Below are 17,321 nucleotides of genomic sequence, written 5' to 3'. Positions count from 1 at the left end.
TGTTCCACTAGACCGCCGCTGACCCAGCGCCTGGTGCCCGGATTTCAGCGAGATCGATCCCCGCGGTTTCTTCGATGAAATATCCTGCCGCGATGGTGATCAGGCCCAGGCTTATCAGGTAGCCGATGTACAGATACTCAAGGTCGACGCCAACGAGATAGCTATGCAGATAGGGAGCGGTGCCGCCGAAAATGGCTACCGATACAGATGAGACAAACCCGACACTTTGTGCCCGCGTTTGCGTTGGCACTTGTTCCGAAAGCACGGCGGGAAAGATCGCTGCAATCGAAGCCCAGGCCAGTAGCGCCAGCGCCTGTGCAAGAAACAAGGTGTAAGGTTCGGTGTTGACTATGATCGAGATGGGGTAGGTCAGCACGACCACTCCGACCCCCCAGGCGATCACCATGGGTTTGCGACCTACCCGATCAGAGAGCATTCCGCAAACCGGCAACCAGAACACGCAGATGACCTGTGCGAGCAAACTGGCGATGTATGCTCCGGTCGCGTCCATGCCCTGGGCGATGGCCGATGCAGCGCCAAAAGTGACCCAGGCGTAATAGGTCACGTTAGCGGCCGCAGCCAGCATCACGATGTTGCGAGTCATCCGCAGTACTTCCCCCTTGGATAACTTGCGGGGTGGTTGGGCCTGCTGTCGTTGCTGCTCGAATACATGCGACTCCTGGGCACTGCGGCGCAGGAACAGCGCATAAATACCCAGTACCCCGCCGATGGCAAAACCGAAACGCCAGCCGTAGTCTCCCATGGCTTGGGCACCCAGTAGCCAGGTTAGGGCGGCGGCGACTGCCGTCGCGCCCATGACGCCCAGCGTGACGCCTACGTACACTGAACTTGACCACAAACCACGGTGCTTGGCAGGGGCAATCTCCGCCACATAAGTGTAGGAAACGCCCGTTTCGCCCCCGTGGGCAAGGCCTTGTATAAGTCTAAAGACGAGCAGTGCCGACGAAGCGTAGAGGCCAATGTCCTGATAGTTCGGAATGAGTGCGATACCCAGGCTACTGGCCGCCAGCAGCATCATGGTGATGACCATAATGGCCCGACGTCCAAGGACATCGCTGAGGCGTCCAAAGAAAAAACCGCCCAGAGGCCGGGCTATGAATCCAGCAGCGAACACTGCAAGAGTGGCGAGCATCGCGGAGCGGGAGTCGGTCTTGTCGAACAAATTGCGCGCGAGATAGACAGAGAAAGTTGCATAGAGCGTCCAGTCGAACCACTCCAGAGCATTTCCCACGGCGGCCGCGCGTAAAGACCTAAGGCGTCCTTGATGGGACGTCGAATTATTCATGTAATCTCCAATTATGGATATCGGCGAAGATAGAGAAGGGCTGCAAAACCGGAGTCTAGGCGGGTGAATCCTGGCAATCTATGATCCATCGTCTTGATGTTTTGTCCGAAACCCCGCAGCGTGCTCGTTGAACATATTGAGCGTTGCTGACTGACAGCTTCGCTGTCGCCGAGAGACGGTAGTTGTGTTCAGAGACAAAGATGAATGGTTGACTACCACTGAATAAAACGGAACGAACATGCGCTCATAATGGGCGTTGGTATGAATCTTACTGAGGCAACGCTTGTGCCCTTTGCCAATCGTTTATCAGGAGGCATTCAACCGCTTTATTTAAGTATCGAAACCTTGGATCTATCGATAAAAAACTCAAGCGATGGCTAGGTTAGTCGTTCATAAATGCAGGCGGTGAAGGTGAATACCATGGAAGATTTCGCTGCAAGCAATCCCGACTTTGATAAGCACGTCCAAGGCGCAGTGCTCAGTATGCCAGCGGCCAAACTACTGGGATTTCATTACAATTATCTGAAGCCAGGTCATTGTGAAATCGAACAACCAGCGCGAAAAGAGCTCACTCAGCATAATGGCTACTTTCAAGGTGGTATCGTCGGAGCATTGGCAGATTTCGCCGGAGGTTCGGCCGCCGGAACCCTTCTGCCTCCAGACTGGATAAATATGACTACGGATTTCACCGTCAAACTCATTGCCCCTGCTGATGGTGAAAAACTACTGGCCAGGGGAAGAGTCATCAATGCATCAAACACCACCACGATTGCGGCTGCCGATTTGTTTGCCGTGAAACAAGGCAAGGAAACCCTCTGCGCCACCGCTCTGGTTACGATGCGAAATATCCCCCTGAAAGTATGAAATTGCTATTTTAGAAGCACCGTAAGACGGTAGCGTCCAGATGCCCAACAATGTCCAGTTGGCATTTTTTGGTGGTCTTGCGTCGATGCAGCCCGTTGGGTTGATCAAGTGTACTGCGATGTGCCCTGGCAGCCATGAGACGAGTGGCCAACGGGGTCGTTGGGCGATCGTCGGGCACAGATCAGCCGCCGTCACACCAAATTCAGCAGATGCCACGAATGCGACCCCCATCAGGCACGCGCCTTGAAGTTGAGCGCGTAGGCGACCGGGGTTTTCTACCGCGCGAGCAGGCTCGCTCCCGCAGGTTCACGCTGGCGCCGCAGGAGCAATCCTGGCGTTACTTTAGGCGGAACGATCTGACGTCAGGGTGACGGGAGGCTGACAGGAACATGTCAGGCGAAAAGGGGGCGCTTGGCGCTGGGCGCCCCTGGCGTATCTCAATAAACCTGAGGAACGATGATTTCCGGCGGCGTAGGACTGCGGAAGTAGTCTTCTTGCCTGACGCGTTCCGGTAGCTCAATCACCGGGAGTTCAACTTCCTCATAGGCCATCTGGCCGAGCAGGTGATGGATACAGTTGAGTCTGGCCTTCTTCTTGTCGTCGGCTTGTATCACCCACCATGGCGCCTCGGCGATATGGGTGCGCTCAAGCATGATTTCCTTGGCCTTTGTATACGCCTCCCAGCGCCGGCGGGATTCCAGGTCCATAGGGCTGAGTTTCCATTGCTTGAGCGGGTCGTGGATACGGCTGAGGAAGCGCAGGTGCTGTTCCTGATCGGAAATGGAGAACCAGTATTTGATCAGCTGGATGCCTGAGCGGGCGAGCATCCGCTCGAACTCCGGTACGCTGCGGAAGAACTCCTCGTACTGATCCTCATTGCAAAAACCCATGACTTGTTCGACGCCTGCGCGGTTGTACCAGCTGCGGTCGAACAGAACGATTTCACCGGCTGCCGGCAGGTGCGAGACATAGCGCTGGAAGTACCACTGCGTCCGTTCGCGGTCGTTGGGGGCGGGCAGGGCGGCGACCCGACAGACCCGGGGGTTGAGTCGTTGGGTGATACGCTTGATAACCCCTCCTTTACCGGCTGCATCACGCCCTTCAAACAGGATCACGACTTTGTGGCCTGTCTTGACCACCCAGCTCTGCAGTTTTACCAGTTCGCCTTGCAGGCGGAACAGTTCGCTGAAGTAGAGCCTTCGAGCAGCCTTCTCGCTGCTTTCCCCAACATGCTCATCAAGAAGCGCATTCAGATCGTGCCCGTCTTCGGATAATTCCAGTTCCAGCTCTTCGTCACTGTGATCAAGCAGCTCTCGGTGGATGCGCTGTATCAAATTGTCTGCGGTAGAGGGCATGGGCGGAGCTCGCATCGTGGGGGATGGCAAAGTCTTAGTCGCAAGTTGTTACAAAGGCATTGCATCGAAATGGGTTGTTGCGGGGAAAAGGAGGGACGAACGTGCTGTTTGACATTCAACTTTCATAAAGGTGTAACAAAGCTGCTGCAAAGTTCCGGGAGCCCGCAATCACAAGGATTCCCTGAATGAAACGTCTCATGAAGTCTGCCGCACTCGCCGCTGCGGTTACTCTAAGTGCCACCTCGGTATTTGCTGCCGAGAACGTCCGTCTGACAGGTTCCGGCGCCAGCTTCCCGGCACCGATCTACCTCACCTGGTTCAAGGATTTCAGTAAGAAATCTGACGGTGTGACTGTGGACTACCAATCCAAGGGCAGTGGCGCGGGGGTACAGGACTTCCTGAACAAAACCGTGGATTTCGCCGCCAGCGACTCGGCAATGAAAGACGAAGATATCGCCAAGGTCGCCGAAGGCGTGCAGTTGTTGCCGATGACCGCCGGGGAAATCGTGCTGGCCTATAACCTGCCGGGTAATCCGAAGGGGCTCAAACTGCCACGCGACGTGTATTCCAATATTTTCCTGGGCAAGATCACGCGCTGGAACGATCCGCAGATCGTCGCTGCCAACCCGGACCTGAAACTGTCCGATACGCCGATCACGGTTGTCGTGCGGGCGGACTCCAGCGGTACGACCGCAGTCTTCACCAAGCACCTGGCAACCATCAATCCAGACTTCAAACAGGCGCTGGGCGAGGGCAACACCGTCAACTGGCCGGCCAGCGACAAGTTCATCAAGTCGCCGAAGAACGACGGTGTCACGGCTACCGTGCGCCAGACCCCGGGCGCGATTGGCTATATCGAATACGGCTTCGCCAAGCTCGCCAAGGTTGACTTCGCCCAACTGCAGAACAAGGCCGGCCAGTACGTCGTGCCAAATGCCGAAAGCGGTGCCGAGGCCCTGGCGGCGGTGAAGATGCCGGAAAACCTGGTGGCCTGGTTGCCTGATCCGGACGGTGCCAAGTCCTACCCGATCACGTCCTACACCTGGATGATTTTCCGCAAGGACAACGGCAATCCGGCCAAGGCCAAGGCCATGCGCGAAATGGTCGAATACAGCTTGACCGAGGGGCAGAAAATCGCCGATTCGATGGGGTATATCCCATTGCCGAAATCGGTCGTCGAGCAGGTTCGCAAAGCCTCCGCCAACATTCAGTAACGCCGTGAGGTCTCTCTCGGTGTGTGCATATCAGCCACGCCGAGAGAGAGCTCCCACTCCGGACCTAGCCAATGAACAAACCATTTGTCGTACCGGTTAATCCGGATTCTGCCTGCCAGCCACCCTCGACAAAGGATTTCCTGGTTGATCGCCTCTTTCGTGCGCTTGCGCGCATCGGGGTGGTCCTGATTCTTGCGCTGGTATTTGCGCTTGTCTTCGAGGTGGGGCGCAAGGCGCTTCCCGGCATGGAGAAACACGGGTTCGACGTGGTTTTCGGAACCGTCTGGGACGTTAACCAGGGCAAATACGGCATCCTGCCGGCTATCTGGGGCACGCTCTACAGCGCACTGATCGCGTTGTTGATCGCTGGGTTTTTCGGCGTCAGCATGGCGATCTTCCTGACCCAGGACTTCCTGCCGCCCAAGCTCGCAGCCATCTTTCGCACCATTGTCGAATTACTCGCGGCCATCCCGAGCGTTGTCTATGGCCTGTGGGGAATCTACGTGGTGATCCCGGCGATTCGTCCACTGACGACCTGGTTGAACAGCGAGCTCGGCTGGATACCGTTCTTCGGCACGTCCCTGAGCGGGCCGGGGCTGCTCCCTGCGGCGCTGGTGCTTGCCATCATGATTTTGCCGACCATTGCCGCTGTTTCGCAGGACGCTCTCACGGGCGTACCGATGAAAACCAAGCAAGCCGCCTACGGTATGGGGACAACCCACTGGGAAGCGATTCTCAAAGTGATGGTGCCATCCGCCGCCACCGGTATTTTCGGCTCCCTGGTGCTGGGCTTGGGGCGCGCGTTGGGTGAAACGATGGCGTTGGCCATGCTGGTAGGCAACGCGAACAACATCTCCCTTTCTCTGTTCGCACCGGCCAACACACTGGCGGCCTTGCTGGCGCTGAATTTCCCCGAAGCCGGGCCGAACGAGATTGAGGTGTTGATGTATGCCGCATTGGTGCTGATGTTGATTACGCTCATCGTGAACATCTTCGGCTCGTTGATCATGATGTATGCCCAACGGGGTAATAAGTGATGACTGATCTCACCGCAGCAACAGACTTGACGGCGCCAGCGGGCGCGATGCCCAGCTTGCAGCGCAAGTTCGAAGGCCGCGCGCTGCGCAGCCTGATCCTGACCACCCTGGTCTGGGCGGGGGCGCTGCTGGCCAGCGTGCCGCTGATTTCCGTGCTCTACATGCTGATCACCCGTGGCGGTGCTCGCCTGAACCTGGAAGTCTTCACCGAACTGCCGCCGACAGGTTTCGAAATGGGCGGCGGCTTTGGCAACGCGATGGCAGGTACCTTCGTGATGGTCGGTATCGCGGCAGCGATCGCGGTGCCGGTCGGCATCATGGCAGCGATATTCCTGGCTGAGTTGGGGCCGGACAGCAAGTTGGCGAACGCCGCGCGTTTTGCCGCCAAGATGCTCACCGGGCTGCCTTCGATTCTGGCTGGGGTTTTCGCTTACGCCCTGGTGGTGATGACCACCGGTACCTATTCGGCGCCGGCGGGTGGCGTGGCGCTGGCCGTGCTGATGCTGCCGATCGTCGTGCTGACGGCGGAAGAGTCGATGCGCATGGTGCCCAAGATCATGAAGGATGCCGCCTATGGCATGGGCTGCACCCGCTCGCAGGTGATCTGGAAAATCGTCTTGCCGACGGGCATGCCGGCCATCCTGACCGGCGTCATGCTGGCTGTGGCACGTGCCGCGGGCGAGACCGCGCCGCTGCTGTTTACCGCGCTGTTCAGCAACTACTGGATTTACCACCAGGGCAATCTCGAGGTCATGAACCCGACTGCCTCACTGGCGGTGCTGATCTACAACTTCTCCGGCATGCCTTTCGACAACCAGCTCGAGCTCGCATGGGCGGCCTCACTGGTGCTGGTGATGATCGTGCTGTTCGTGAACATCATCAGCCGTATTTTCGGCAAGCCAAAGTATTAAGAACGGGAGCATCTGATCTTGAACGTATCCACTGCGCAAATAGCAGCTCCGTTTATCACCCAGGCGCCTGTAGTCATGGACTGCAAACTGGACAAGATTTTCTACGGCAACTTCATGGCCGTACGTGACAGCCATGTGCCGATCGAGAAAAACAAGATCACCGGGTTCATCGGTCCTTCCGGCTGTGGCAAAAGCACCGTGCTGCGCAGCCTCAACCGGATGAACGATCTGGTGAAAGGTTTCCGTTTTGAGGGGCACGTGCATTTCCTTGGACAGGACGTCTACGGCAAGGGCGTTGATCCGGTTGTCGTGCGCCGCTACATCGGCATGGTGTTTCAACAGCCGAACCCGTTTTCGATGAGCATCTTCGACAACGTCGCGTTTGGCCTGCGCCTCAATCGCTACAAGGGCGATATAGGGGACCGGGTCAAGCATGCGCTGCAAGGCGCCGCGCTGTGGGACGAAGTCAAGGACAAGCTCAAGGTCAGCGGCCTGTCTCTTTCCGGTGGCCAGCAACAACGACTGTGTATCGCCCGTGCCATCGCGACCGAGCCGGAAGTGCTGCTGCTGGATGAGCCGTGTTCGGCACTCGATCCGATCGCTACCCGGCGGGTCGAGGAATTGATGGTCGAGTTGAAGAAGGACTACACCATCGCGCTGGTCACCCACAATATGCAGCAAGCCATCCGTGTTGCTGACACCACGGCGTTTTTTTCCGTGGATATTTCCCAAGGCACGCGCACCGGTTATCTGGTCGAGATGGGGCCGACGACGCAGATTTTCGACAACCCGCGAGAACAGATGACCGGCGATTACATCAGCGGCAAGTTCAGCTAAGCAACACCCTGGTCAAGGCCGTATACCTGCAGAAGCCAAACGGATTTGGCGGGCATCGGTAGACTTTTTACCAAGTGTTTCCAAGGAGCATCAATGCCTGTAACGCATCGCCTTGATTTGCCAGCGATTGAACGCGCATTGCGAGAAGTGCAGAGCCGCTTCGCCGAGCTTAGCCGGCATTTCACGGAGCCTCGCGATCCCCTGACTGACGAAGTACTACACAATGTGCTTGAAGGTTATGCATTGGTTGACGACTATGTTGCACGCGGCGTTGACCTGTTTGACCTTCAGCAACTGAACCTGATGCTGGAGATCAATGCCACGGTGCTCTGTGGCCGGGATCCGGTCCGCCGATTGGAGTACACCCAGCACCTGGCAGCGACCGAGGCGCATTTCTTCAACAACGTTGAGGGGGGCATCAAGGACTTGTACAACTGGTATTGCGCGTATCGCAGCGATTCAGTCTGGAAGCGTGCAGCCGGCGTCTATGTACGTATCCTCAGCAAGCCGCAGTTGTTCATTGAAGGCAATAACCGCACTGGGTCGCTCATCGTCAGCTATCTGCTTATGCGCGCCGGTTTGCCTCCTTTTGTGTTGACGCTGGAAAACGCCAAGGGCTACTTCAACCCGTCTTCGGTCATCCGCAACTCCGCCAAGCACGGAGTCAAGGCATTGTACGAGTTGCCCAAAATCAAGAAAAAATACGCAGCGTTCCTAGAGGAACAGGCACCCGATCAAATGAATTTTTTTCTCAAAGGCAAATCTTTGCCCATTTATCAAGGTGGCCATTGATGAGCGAACATCCAGCGTTAGCCAAATACCGAACCTTCGGCAGCAGGGTAGGGCAGGCCATCCGGGGTGTCGTACCGGTGTCGGTGTCCAGGCGTCCGCGCATACGGATTTCGTTTGATATCGACGACACGCTCGCTTGCCAACTGCATCATTGCGCTGTGGAACACAGCAAGCTGCCGGCCTGTATCCTTCGTTGGTTGGGTGAGCCGTTGCGTATGGGAACCCGCTCGCTGACCAGCGAGTTACGTCGCCAGGGATGCAGTATCTGGGTCTACACGTCGTCCGGGCGCACGCCGTCCTACATCCGTCGTTGGCTGTTGCTGTACGGCATCCGCGTCGACGGTGTTGTCAACAGCGTACTGCACAACCGCGCCCTGACGGTGCATGGGCTGTCGAATGCACCTTCGAAGTATCCGCCGGCATTCGATATCGACCTGCACGTCGATGATTCCGAGGGCGTGCGGATTGAAGGCCATGATCACGGGTTTCGCGTTGTCGTGGTGCATCCTGAGGATGAACGTTGGGCACGGAAAGTCCTGGATGCGGTCGCCATTGTCCAGGCGCAGCTCGCTTGGCAGCAAATGTTCAGACAGAAAGAGTCGGTGCAACAACGGGAGGAGGCTTTCAATTAGACTTTTCCTGCACCGGCAAGCAAAGAAATACCCTGAGTTTCAACGAGTCGGACGTCAGATACGAGTCTCGTTTCCTGCTCTAAGATTCAGAAAAAAGCCACTCGGATGAGTGGCTTTTTTGTGCCTGAGAAATACCTCGACGTTGCCAATAAGGTCAGAAAACGGTTCTCTTGAAAGGGCGAGCGGCTACCCCCCGATAGAACGACAAAATGGCGAGCCCCTGCACGACGACCGCTCCCGTTACGACGGCGACGATGGCGTGATTCGGATCGCTGAAGGCAGAGCGCACCAGGCCGAAAAATGCCGGGGCGAAGGCGTAGGTGGCCTGGCTGATCGCGACCATCAGGGCGATCACCCTGGCGGTTTGTTCACGGCTGAACTCGGTCTGTGCAATCAGTGGCGGCAGGGAGGTGGCATTGCCAATGCCCGAACCGATCAACACCACGGCCGCCCAGGCCACTGTCGGGTGAAGGTCCAGGCCAAGAAGCATCAGCGTACCCAGCATCTGGATAGCATAACCGAGGCACGCCAGTTGTCGGCGGTTCATACCTTGGATCATCAGGCGTGCGGCGACGTATCGCCCGCCCATCGCACTGGCGGTGGCCAGGCCCATGGCGAATGAGGCGTCATGCGCCCCCATGCGTCCCGCCAGGATCGAGTACAGGTGCGCAATCAAGCCGATCTGGGCGAACAGCCCCAAGGACATGCCGGCCGCCAGGGTACGGAAACTGGCCGACTGGAGCGTCTGCATGGCGGTCCACGGCATGGCATTGGCGCTGATCGGCACGGGTTCCGGCTGGTCTGCATTGTCGGGATGTTGTCCCACGCTTTCCGGGCTTTTGTTGAAGACCAGAAAGGCGAAGGCACCGATGAGCAGCACAGCAACGACGCTGATCACCAGCGCCGCCGTGGCAAAGCCGAAACGCTCGATCAGCCACACCCACAGCGGCGAAAAGATCACGCCACCCATGCTGGCACCGTTGTAGGCCTTGCCCAGGGCCTTGGGTCTTTCCTTGACGTACCACGGAGCGATCAGGGTGTTAACGGCCGCGGCACCCAGTGTCACCCAGCCGATACCCGAGCAGACGGCGCCGGCATACAGCACCCATAGTTGGTTGGCTTGAGCCCAGATGTTCACGCCGATGCCCAGGACGATGCTGCCCAGCAGGGTGATGGCGGGTATCCCGAAGCGTGCGTAAAGTCGTGGCAGGTTGGCGATGACAATCGTGCCGCTGAGAAAGTGCAAGGTAACGGCTGTCGAGACCTGGGCGATCGGCCACCCCGTGCGCTCCATGACCGCTTGCATATAGATCGGCGGCCCATAGAAGCCGACCCCCCACCCGATAATCGCCAGGATGAACGTGCAGGCCAGTACGGTTTTTCCAAAAAAGCGGGTGTGTGTCATCGCCATCTCCTCCATGTTGGCCCATAGATTATTCGCTCGACACATTCCTCACTTCGAGGTGCGTCGAACTATGGATGTCGAGCAGGCGAGCGCTTCAGCGGTTCTCTGCACCGACTGCCCCTCGGCCAGGCTTTGCAACGCGACGATGATCTGCCATTGCTTGCGCCATTGACCGAAGGTAAGTCCGGTTTCGCTTTTTATCAGTCGGGCCAGCGAGCGTTCGCTCATGGCCACATGCCGTGCCCAGCTCGCCATGGTGGCGCGGTTGGAGGGGGCTTGCGCCAGCGCCCGGGCGATTGTGCGAAGCTGGTTTGAGGCGGGCAAAGGCAGGTAAAGCTGTTCCGTGGGAGCCAGTTCAAGCTCTTCGAGCAGCACGTTGGCCAGCCGTGCAATTAGATATCGGTAAGGTGGACGACCAACTGGGGATAGGGCGGGGGGAATCGTCGCTGATTCGCTCCCGGCAGTTGGCGATTCAGGCCGGCCTGGCGCATTTGCAGTCCGCTGTGCTCGATGTGCACAGCGACGACCCATACCCCGGAATCGACCCCACGTTGCTCGCTCGAATAAGCACGGCATTGCGGCAACTGAGTGAACGGATGAACGACGTCCGTTGCGACTTTCGCGCCGCCGCCGATACGGTGGAGCAACTGCGTAGCTTGGTGGATGAACTCGCTGGCTCAAACCACCCCTCGCGGTTGCTCAATGAATGCTTGGACGAACAACTGGCGGACTTGGGCGAGGCCTTGCTGAACTTCTCCAGCCTCGATCACGCTCGCCGGGAGCAGGTACGTGCCGTGGGATATCATCGCAATTACGCAGATGCGGCGCGAAACGGCATCAGGGCGCTGCTCGCCACGTTGGCCGCGGGTGCGGTCTGGTATCTGAGCGGTTGGGATCAACGGCCCGTGCTACTGGCGGTGCTGGGCCCGTGCTGCACATTCCTGATCGGGTTCAATACCTTGGTGGGCACCGGCGATACCGCCTCTTACAATTTCGTCGATTTCGCCAATCAAGCCGCTGATTGGAGCTGAGCTTCGATCGCTACCTTGTCGATGACCGACCAGACCTCGCGGATCCTGCCGTCCTCGAACGCGTAGAAGACGTTTTCCGCGAAGGAGATCCGTGTCCCATTCACCGCAAGGCCCAGGAACTCCCCAACCGGCGTGCAATTGAAGGCCAGGCGAGCCGCCAACCTAGGTGGGTCGGTCACCAAGAATTCGATTTCAAAGCGCAAGTCGGGGATAGCCCGATAATCCGCTTCCAGCATGCTTCGATAGCCGTGCAACCCTAATGGTCTCGCGTTGTGAACTACATCTGGGTGCACAAAACGAGCTAGGTTTCCCCAGTCCTGTGCGTTCAGGCAGGCAATGTAATCGCGATAAAGCTCTGCAAGGTTCGAGGTCATGGACTGATTCTCCGTTGCATGTCTGTTCTTGCCTTCTGCGATCTTAGCGAGTGTCAGGCTGACAGCAAAGTCAGGCTCACCCTTGGGACGAAACGCAGAGATATCCGCGTAAACGGTACCTGAACACTACCCTGATCTATTGTGTGTAGTGAAAAGCACTCATCACGGGGTGATTATGTTCGAAGGTTTCCAGCTAGAAATGATCAGCTTGCCTGAGGCGACCTTGCGCGTTCGCTACGGTGGTACTGGCCCGCCATTATTGTTGCTTCATGGTCACCCCCGTACGCACACCACCTGGCATAAGGTTGCACCGCTGCTGGCTAGATCTTTTACGGTGGTCTGCCCGGACTTGAGAGGGTTTGGCAGGTCCAGTAAGCCGACGAACCCTCATGACTACGAAGCTTTTTCGAAGCGAGCAAAGGGCCGGGACTGCGTCGCGCTCATGGAGAGCCTGGGGTTCGATGAATTCTACTTAGCGGGCCATGACCGCGGCAGTTACGCTGCTTTTCGTACAGCGCTAGACCATCCGTCACGTGTGCTGAAGTTGGCCATCCTGGATGGCGTGCCCATCCTGGAAGCGCTTGAACGATGTGGGGCGCGGTTCGCATCCAAATGGTGGCACTGGTTTTTCTATGCCCAACCTGACAAGCCAGAAAGGGCCATTCTCGCGAACCCAAAGGCTTGGTACGGAGGAGACGCAGAGGCGATGGGGCGAGAGAATTATGAGGACTTTCAGGCTGCGATCCACGATCCCGAAACCGTGATCGGGATGCTCGGTGATTACCGCGCAGGAATCGAGCTGGACCACCTGCATGACAGGGAAGATCGTAAGGCTGGTCGTAAGCTTCAATGTCCGCTCCACGTTATGTGGTCGTTGCAGGATGACCTCGAGGAGCTCTATGGCGATGTGCTTGCGGTTTGGGCGCCGTGGGCAGAACAGAAAGTCACTGGCGCCGGCATTGACAGCGGTCATCACATCGCTGAAGAGGCGCCGGTCGAGTTGGCTTGCGCATTGGAGGCTTTCTTCTCCGGGCGATGATCGTTGCGACCGGGCCGGCGAAAAGCTCAATGTGACTTAGGCAACGGCAAAAGGCCCGCATGCGCGAGCCTCGTGTTGCCAATTGCATTATTGCGCAGCTTTCTCGATCAGATTAGCCACCACTTTCGGGTTGGAAACCATCACCACATGGGAGGCGCCTTTAACCACGACGGTCTGCTTGGAGTGCGCACGCTCCGCCATGAACGCCATGGCCTGAGGGGGAATGTTCTTATCCTTGTCGCCGTACACGAACCAGGACGGAATGGTTTTCCATGCTGGATCCGTGGCGGCTTCGTTCAGCGCAGCGACGGTAATGGGACGTTGACCAGCCGCCATCAGACGCGCTTCAGCCTCAGGCACATCGGCTGCGAACTGGTCGTGGAATTTATCCTGCTGGATGTAGAGATCCTTGCCGCCATCGGCCAACTCGACCGGCGCCGACAAGGCCGAGGCGAGGGTGCCGCCCGGGAATCGTCCAGACAGTTCTGCCGCGGTCTCGCCAGCTTCCGGGGTGAAAGCCGCCACATACACCAGGCCCTTCACGTTCTGATTGCCGTATGCCGCCTCGCTGATCACCGCACCGCCATAGGAATGGCCGACCAGAACCACCGGTGTCTTGATGTTCTTGACGATGCTTGCCACCGATTGTGCATCACTGCTGACGCCACGCAGCGGGTTCGCCGCCGCAATGACTGGATAGCCGTCCTTTTCCAGAATCTTGACCACGCCGTTCCAGCTCGACGAGTCGGCGAAAGCGCCATGTACCAAGATCACAGTGGGTTTGACGTCAGCAGCGTTTGCAAAACCAGCGGCTGCGAAAGCGGTGGCGAAGGCCAAGCCAGAAAGAATCTTTTTCATGAGTCACTACCTGTAAGAGAAGAAAAGGGCGGTTGCCAAGTTTGGTGATTAGTGAGTTCTACGCGGCCAGCGGGGTTAGACGGCGACGTGCAGGCGCACATCGACATTGCCGCGGGTGGCGTTGGAGTAAGGGCAGACCTGATGGGCCGCGTCGACCAGCGCTTGGGCATCGGCTTGGTCCAGTCCGGGCAGGCTGATGTGCAGGTCGATGTCGAGGCCGAAACCACCGGGGATCTGGCCGATGCCGACATGGGCGGTGATCGAGGCGTCCGCGGGGATGCTGCGCTTGCTTTGGCTGGCGACGAATTTCAGCGCGCCGATAAAGCAGGCCGAGTAACCAGCAGCGAACAGCTGTTCAGGGTTGGTGGCTTCGCCGCCAGCACCACCGAGTTCTTTTGGCGTGGTCAGCTTCACGTCGAGGATGCCGTCGCTCGAAACAGCGCGGCCGTCACGGCCACCGGTGGCGGTTGCTACTGCGGTATAGAGTGCTTTCATGATTCGCTCCTGATATTGATCCAGATGCTGCTGGGGTGTTTGGGTGCGCATTAAATGTTTGCGCACTAAGAAGTTGAGATAAAGTTATCGCCTAAAATGTTAGTGCGCAAGATATTTTTGAAAAATAAATTATGGGGTAGATAAATAATTGTTTTTTAAAAGGTTTTTTTTGTTCTCGTTCGCCGGTACCGAACCCAAAACCGCTACTGCTTCGGGTTTGCCTCTCCCTATTGAACATTTACGCTTGGTTTTTATATATGCGAAGCATATGCTATTCATATATGAAACGTATGGAGTGAAAGCCATGGGCATCGTGAACATCGACGACGAACTGCATGACCAACTGCGCCGGGCCACGAAGGTGTCTTGTCGTTCCATCAACGCGCAGGCCGCTTTCTGGATCAAGGTAGGCATGTTGTGCGAGATGAATCCTGAACTGACCTTCAACGAGGTCATCCGCCGTGAACTCGACAGCGCGGGCGTGCGCGCCCAGCCACTGGTGGTGAGTTGAGCATGATCAAGAGTCCGGAGCAGGTAGCCCTGCTAGCGGAGTCCGGCCGACTCCTGGCGTCTGTGTTCGAACGGCTGGATAAAACCGCGCTCAAGGGGATGTCGACACTCCAGGTCGATGCCATGGTGGAGCGGTATATCGTCGAGGACCTCAAGGCTCGACCGGCGAGCAAAGGCCAATATGGCTACGGGTTCGTACTCAATTGCTCAGTGAACGAGGTGGTTTGTCACGGTGTGCCATCGCCTTCCAAAATTCTGCGTGATGGCGACATCGTCAATCTCGACATCACCCTGGAAAAGAATGGTTATATCGCCGACTCCAGCAAGACCTACCTTATCGGTGAGGTCAGCGCCGCTGCCCGGCGCCTGGTCGAGGTCACTTACGATGCGATGTGGCGGGGTATCCGCGCGGTGCGGCCAGGCGCGCGGCTGGGTGACATTGGGGCGGCCATCGAGCGCCATGCCAAGCGCAATGGTTATTCTGTGGTGCGCGAATACTGCGGCCATGGGATCGGCCAGGAGATGCATGAGGAACCCCAGGTACTGCATTTCGGCAAGCCCGGAACTGGCCTGGTGCTGCGTGAGGGTATGGTGTTCACCATCGAACCCATGCTCAATCAAGGCACGAGTCATGTCAGGACCGAGGCTGATGGTTGGACTGTCGTGACTCGGGACGGAGCGCTTTCCGCGCAATTCGAACACACCGTGGCAGTGACTTCATTGGGTGTTTCGGTGTTGACGTTGCGCCCGGATGAGCTGGGGAGGGTGCGAGGCGAGGGCGTCAGGGGCGCTTTGTCTAAGGGCATATAGGCGTTGCGACGGCGATCGGAGAAAGATGGCCTGCCGCTTGACTGCTCGTTGCTATGAGGCGGCTTATGTTCTCACCTCTGTATGACTGACTACGAGGCTACGCGATTCTTCCCCTCGCGCTTGGCCTTATACAGTGCGGCGTCCGCTGTTTGCATCAATATGGTTTGATCGGTCCCGCTACGTGTCGTCGAGGCAACGCCAAAGGATGCGGTAACGCTGAATGTCTGTATTCCATCCGTAGGGCTCATGCTTTCCAGCGAATCTCGGATGGATTCGGCTCGCAGGAGAGCGTCTTCAATGGAGCAATCCGGCAATATGATGATCAGTTCTTCTCCACCAAACCGGCAGGCGACATCGGTGGCTCTGATTGACTTCATGATCAAGGATGCAGTGCTTCGCAGCACCGCGTCGCCAGCAGAATGACCATGGATGTCGTTCAATTGTTTGAAGTTGTCCAGGTCGAGCATGATGACACTCAGGTCCACTGCGTCTCGAGTGGCTTTGGAGAGCTCGCGCTTGAGTGTCTCTTCCATGAAGCGACGGTTATACAAACCCGTCAGCGGGTCTTTAATCGACTGGACTTCCAGGACCTGGCGCATCCTGCCGTTCGCCAGCGCTAGCGCGGTTTGCTCCGCGGCAGCTTCCGCAAACTGGCGGCTGATTTCCTTATCGCCATTTCCGCCAGCATGCTGGATGTGTAAGAGTCCCAGTGTTTCTCCATAGGCTATCAGCGGCAGGCACCAGTGAATGTCGCCATCGTCGAACTCTGATTTATCTGAGTAGTGAGCGCAGCGCAGCTCATGGCGATGTTCAACCACATGGGAATGGCCTCGACGTATGGCCCAACAGTCTTTGGGACCGATGAGAGCGTCTAGTTGAGCCTCGACGTGGCCCCAGCTTGCGGCCGGTTGCAGGGCATCAGCCGAATTGCGGTACAGGTACAGCGTTCCGCTACTGCCCTCCAGTAACTGCTGGCAATAAGTGCTCACCAGCTGAAGTGTTTCCTCTTGGCTCATCTCGGTCTGGAGTAGACGGGCCATTTCTGCGAGCAAGCCTATCTCTGCATTGCGCCGCTCAAGGTTTTTCAGGCTTTTGCTGAGTTGGGTGCTTGAAGAAAGCGCGCTAGCCGTCGATTCGGCTTGGCGTTTTATGGTCTGACGCATGGACACGTAAATGAAACGGCCCAGCACAAGCGTAAGCAGGAAGCTTGCAATGGAAACGGCGACGGCCCAACGCAGGTTGGCGTTAAGCCGGTTGTCCAGAACGCCAACTTCCTCAACTTCTGCTTGAATCAGCTCGCCCCCGAGGTCGCGAACCTGGTCCATGAGTTGTTTGCCGTTACCCGTCGCGATTTCGGCCACCGTCGCAGCAGCTCCTTGGGTGCTGCGCAGCTTGATCACCATGTCCAGGTGGTCCAGCTTTAGTGTGGACTTCTCGATGAAGTCCTCCACTTTGGAAATTTCATCGGATGGATCGTTTCGATAGTTTTCACGAAGGATCTTGATCGCGCCCGGAAGCTGCGACGTGGCGACGTAATAAGGGCGAAGAAATGTCTCCATCCCTGTCAATGCATACCCGCGTTCACCTGTCTCCGCATCCACGAGCAAACCTTGCACCGTGCGAATGCTGTCCAGCTGCTTTTCTACCAGGTTGCGTTCGTTGCGCGTCTCGTTCGTCCAAAACAGGGTAAACGGACCTACGGCAGCCGTGACGGACATGACCAAGGTGGCAGTGGCTGCCGCGATGAGAAGTTTGGGCGTGCGGTGGGGCATCGTCAGCTCCAATGTGATTCTCATTGTTATCGGCGAGTAAGGTTAATGGCGTAGGTGTATTACGCTAAAACCGTTAGAC

Annotated in this window: 18 protein-coding genes and 1 pseudogene; 11 read left to right on the top strand and 8 right to left on the bottom strand. The window is 57.4% G+C overall.

Going from position 1 to position 17,321, the window contains the following annotated elements:
* Positions 1-7: 7 nt before the first annotated feature.
* Positions 8-1,306 carry an MFS transporter gene (locus CD58_RS17335; RefSeq protein WP_025214266.1) on the bottom strand — a complete coding sequence of 433 codons (1,299 nt, stop codon included), beginning with the start codon at positions 1,304-1,306 and terminating at the stop codon, positions 8-10.
* A gap of 420 nt (positions 1,307-1,726) precedes the next feature.
* Between CD58_RS17335 and CD58_RS17330 the strand changes: the two genes are divergently transcribed.
* On the top strand, positions 1,727-2,170 hold the full coding sequence (locus tag CD58_RS17330) for a PaaI family thioesterase (RefSeq protein WP_025214265.1): 444 nt from the start codon (positions 1,727-1,729) through the stop codon (positions 2,168-2,170).
* A 437-nt stretch (positions 2,171-2,607) separates the two neighbouring features.
* Here CD58_RS17330 and ppk2 read toward each other — a convergent pair whose 3' ends face one another.
* Positions 2,608-3,525: a polyphosphate kinase 2 gene (ppk2, locus tag CD58_RS17325; RefSeq protein ID WP_025214264.1), complete on the bottom strand. Its 918-nt coding sequence runs from the start codon at positions 3,523-3,525 to the stop codon at positions 2,608-2,610.
* Positions 3,526-3,710: 185 nt separating this feature from the next.
* Here ppk2 and pstS point away from each other — a divergent pair, with 185 nt between their 5' ends.
* The 6 genes from pstS to CD58_RS17295 all read left to right on the top strand — a co-directional run bounded on the left by pstS (position 3,711) and on the right by CD58_RS17295 (position 8,948).
* Positions 3,711-4,739, top strand: a complete 1,029-nt coding sequence (gene pstS / locus CD58_RS17320; protein WP_025214263.1) for a phosphate ABC transporter substrate-binding protein PstS — start codon at positions 3,711-3,713, stop codon at positions 4,737-4,739.
* A gap of 71 nt (positions 4,740-4,810) precedes the next feature.
* Positions 4,811-5,776, top strand: coding sequence for a phosphate ABC transporter permease subunit PstC (gene pstC / locus CD58_RS17315; protein WP_025214262.1), 966 nt, complete (start codon positions 4,811-4,813; stop codon positions 5,774-5,776).
* Positions 5,776-6,687 carry a phosphate ABC transporter permease PstA gene (pstA, locus tag CD58_RS17310; RefSeq protein ID WP_025214261.1) on the top strand — a complete coding sequence of 304 codons (912 nt, stop codon included), beginning with the start codon at positions 5,776-5,778 and terminating at the stop codon, positions 6,685-6,687. The genes pstC and pstA overlap by 1 nt, the downstream gene beginning before the upstream one ends.
* A gap of 75 nt (positions 6,688-6,762) precedes the next feature.
* Positions 6,763-7,524, top strand: a complete 762-nt coding sequence (gene pstB, locus CD58_RS17305; RefSeq protein WP_025214260.1) for a phosphate ABC transporter ATP-binding protein PstB — start codon at positions 6,763-6,765, stop codon at positions 7,522-7,524.
* Between the two features lie 93 nt (positions 7,525-7,617).
* Positions 7,618-8,316 carry a hypothetical protein gene (locus CD58_RS17300; RefSeq protein ID WP_025214259.1) on the top strand — a complete coding sequence of 233 codons (699 nt, stop codon included), beginning with the start codon at positions 7,618-7,620 and terminating at the stop codon, positions 8,314-8,316.
* The gene (locus CD58_RS17295) at positions 8,316-8,948 is read left to right on the top strand and encodes a hypothetical protein (protein WP_038436672.1); all 633 of its coding nucleotides are present in this window, start codon (positions 8,316-8,318) and stop codon (positions 8,946-8,948) included. The genes CD58_RS17300 and CD58_RS17295 overlap by 1 nt, the downstream gene beginning before the upstream one ends.
* A gap of 154 nt (positions 8,949-9,102) precedes the next feature.
* Here CD58_RS17295 and CD58_RS17290 read toward each other — a convergent pair whose 3' ends face one another.
* Together CD58_RS17290 and CD58_RS17285 are read right to left on the bottom strand one after the other, a co-directional pair.
* Positions 9,103-10,353, bottom strand: a complete 1,251-nt coding sequence (locus CD58_RS17290; protein WP_025214257.1) for an MFS transporter — start codon at positions 10,351-10,353, stop codon at positions 9,103-9,105.
* A gap of 87 nt (positions 10,354-10,440) precedes the next feature.
* Positions 10,441-10,743, bottom strand: a pseudogene (locus CD58_RS17285) (helix-turn-helix domain-containing protein); the annotation flags it as partial.
* On the opposite strand from CD58_RS17285, the gene CD58_RS29345 reads away from it, so the two are divergent.
* Positions 10,740-11,384 carry an FUSC family protein gene (locus CD58_RS29345; RefSeq protein ID WP_327205548.1) on the top strand — a complete coding sequence of 215 codons (645 nt, stop codon included), beginning with the start codon at positions 10,740-10,742 and terminating at the stop codon, positions 11,382-11,384. The pseudogene CD58_RS17285 and the gene CD58_RS29345 sit on opposite strands and share 4 nt — an antisense overlap.
* Here the strand turns inward: CD58_RS29345 and CD58_RS17275 are convergent.
* Positions 11,363-11,758: an ester cyclase gene (locus tag CD58_RS17275; protein WP_025214254.1), complete on the bottom strand. Its 396-nt coding sequence runs from the start codon at positions 11,756-11,758 to the stop codon at positions 11,363-11,365. The genes CD58_RS29345 and CD58_RS17275 overlap by 22 nt on opposite strands.
* A gap of 175 nt (positions 11,759-11,933) precedes the next feature.
* On the opposite strand from CD58_RS17275, the gene CD58_RS17270 reads away from it, so the two are divergent.
* The gene (locus tag CD58_RS17270; RefSeq protein ID WP_025214253.1) at positions 11,934-12,797 is read left to right on the top strand and encodes an alpha/beta fold hydrolase; all 864 of its coding nucleotides are present in this window, start codon (positions 11,934-11,936) and stop codon (positions 12,795-12,797) included.
* An 87-nt stretch (positions 12,798-12,884) separates the two neighbouring features.
* Here CD58_RS17270 and CD58_RS17265 read toward each other — a convergent pair whose 3' ends face one another.
* Together CD58_RS17265 and CD58_RS17260 are read right to left on the bottom strand one after the other, a co-directional pair.
* Positions 12,885-13,655 (bottom strand): alpha/beta fold hydrolase, encoded by a 771-nt coding sequence (locus tag CD58_RS17265; RefSeq protein WP_025214252.1) that lies wholly within the window; start codon positions 13,653-13,655, stop codon positions 12,885-12,887.
* 75 nt (positions 13,656-13,730) lie between these two features.
* The gene (locus CD58_RS17260) at positions 13,731-14,150 is read right to left on the bottom strand and encodes an organic hydroperoxide resistance protein (RefSeq protein ID WP_025214251.1); all 420 of its coding nucleotides are present in this window, start codon (positions 14,148-14,150) and stop codon (positions 13,731-13,733) included.
* A gap of 304 nt (positions 14,151-14,454) precedes the next feature.
* On the opposite strand from CD58_RS17260, the gene CD58_RS17255 reads away from it, so the two are divergent.
* Entirely contained in the window at positions 14,455-14,661 is a 207-nt protein-coding gene (locus CD58_RS17255; protein WP_038436670.1) for a ParD-like family protein, read from the top strand.
* Positions 14,662-14,663: 2 nt separating this feature from the next.
* A complete protein-coding gene (gene map / locus CD58_RS17250) occupies positions 14,664-15,470 on the top strand; it encodes a type I methionyl aminopeptidase (protein WP_025214250.1) in 807 nt (268 codons plus the stop codon).
* Positions 15,471-15,559: 89 nt separating this feature from the next.
* On the opposite strand, the gene CD58_RS17245 is transcribed toward map, so the two are convergent.
* Positions 15,560-17,242 (bottom strand): diguanylate cyclase, encoded by a 1,683-nt coding sequence (locus CD58_RS17245; RefSeq protein ID WP_158482158.1) that lies wholly within the window; start codon positions 17,240-17,242, stop codon positions 15,560-15,562.
* Positions 17,243-17,321 lie beyond the last annotated feature (79 nt).

The organism is Pseudomonas brassicacearum (assembly GCF_000585995.1).
In the GTDB taxonomy this organism is placed as follows: Bacteria; Pseudomonadota; Gammaproteobacteria; order Pseudomonadales; family Pseudomonadaceae; genus Aquipseudomonas; species Aquipseudomonas brassicacearum_A.
The sequence above is the reverse complement of the archived record's forward strand: the minus strand, read 5'-3'. Positions and strand labels throughout refer to the sequence as shown.

Coding starts and splice junctions, on each gene's coding strand:
- CD58_RS17300 (WP_025214259.1), top strand. CDS start 7,618: ATGCCTGTAACGCATCGCCTTGATTTGCCAGCGATTGAACGCGCATTG.
- CD58_RS17335 (WP_025214266.1), bottom strand. CDS start 1,306: ATGAATAATTCGACGTCCCATCAAGGACGCCTTAGGTCTTTACGCGCG.
- CD58_RS17295 (WP_038436672.1), top strand. CDS start 8,316: ATGAGCGAACATCCAGCGTTAGCCAAATACCGAACCTTCGGCAGCAGG.
- CD58_RS17265 (WP_025214252.1), bottom strand. CDS start 13,655: ATGAAAAAGATTCTTTCTGGCTTGGCCTTCGCCACCGCTTTCGCAGCC.
- CD58_RS17260 (WP_025214251.1), bottom strand. CDS start 14,150: ATGAAAGCACTCTATACCGCAGTAGCAACCGCCACCGGTGGCCGTGAC.
- CD58_RS17270 (WP_025214253.1), top strand. CDS start 11,934: ATGTTCGAAGGTTTCCAGCTAGAAATGATCAGCTTGCCTGAGGCGACC.
- pstC (WP_025214262.1), top strand. CDS start 4,811: ATGAACAAACCATTTGTCGTACCGGTTAATCCGGATTCTGCCTGCCAG.
- pstA (WP_025214261.1), top strand. CDS start 5,776: ATGACTGATCTCACCGCAGCAACAGACTTGACGGCGCCAGCGGGCGCG.
- pstS (WP_025214263.1), top strand. CDS start 3,711: ATGAAACGTCTCATGAAGTCTGCCGCACTCGCCGCTGCGGTTACTCTA.
- ppk2 (WP_025214264.1), bottom strand. CDS start 3,525: ATGCCCTCTACCGCAGACAATTTGATACAGCGCATCCACCGAGAGCTG.
- CD58_RS17330 (WP_025214265.1), top strand. CDS start 1,727: ATGGAAGATTTCGCTGCAAGCAATCCCGACTTTGATAAGCACGTCCAA.
- CD58_RS17245 (WP_158482158.1), bottom strand. CDS start 17,242: ATGCCCCACCGCACGCCCAAACTTCTCATCGCGGCAGCCACTGCCACC.
- pstB (WP_025214260.1), top strand. CDS start 6,763: ATGGACTGCAAACTGGACAAGATTTTCTACGGCAACTTCATGGCCGTA.
- CD58_RS17290 (WP_025214257.1), bottom strand. CDS start 10,353: ATGACACACACCCGCTTTTTTGGAAAAACCGTACTGGCCTGCACGTTC.
- CD58_RS17275 (WP_025214254.1), bottom strand. CDS start 11,758: ATGACCTCGAACCTTGCAGAGCTTTATCGCGATTACATTGCCTGCCTG.
- map (WP_025214250.1), top strand. CDS start 14,664: ATGATCAAGAGTCCGGAGCAGGTAGCCCTGCTAGCGGAGTCCGGCCGA.
- CD58_RS17255 (WP_038436670.1), top strand. CDS start 14,455: ATGGGCATCGTGAACATCGACGACGAACTGCATGACCAACTGCGCCGG.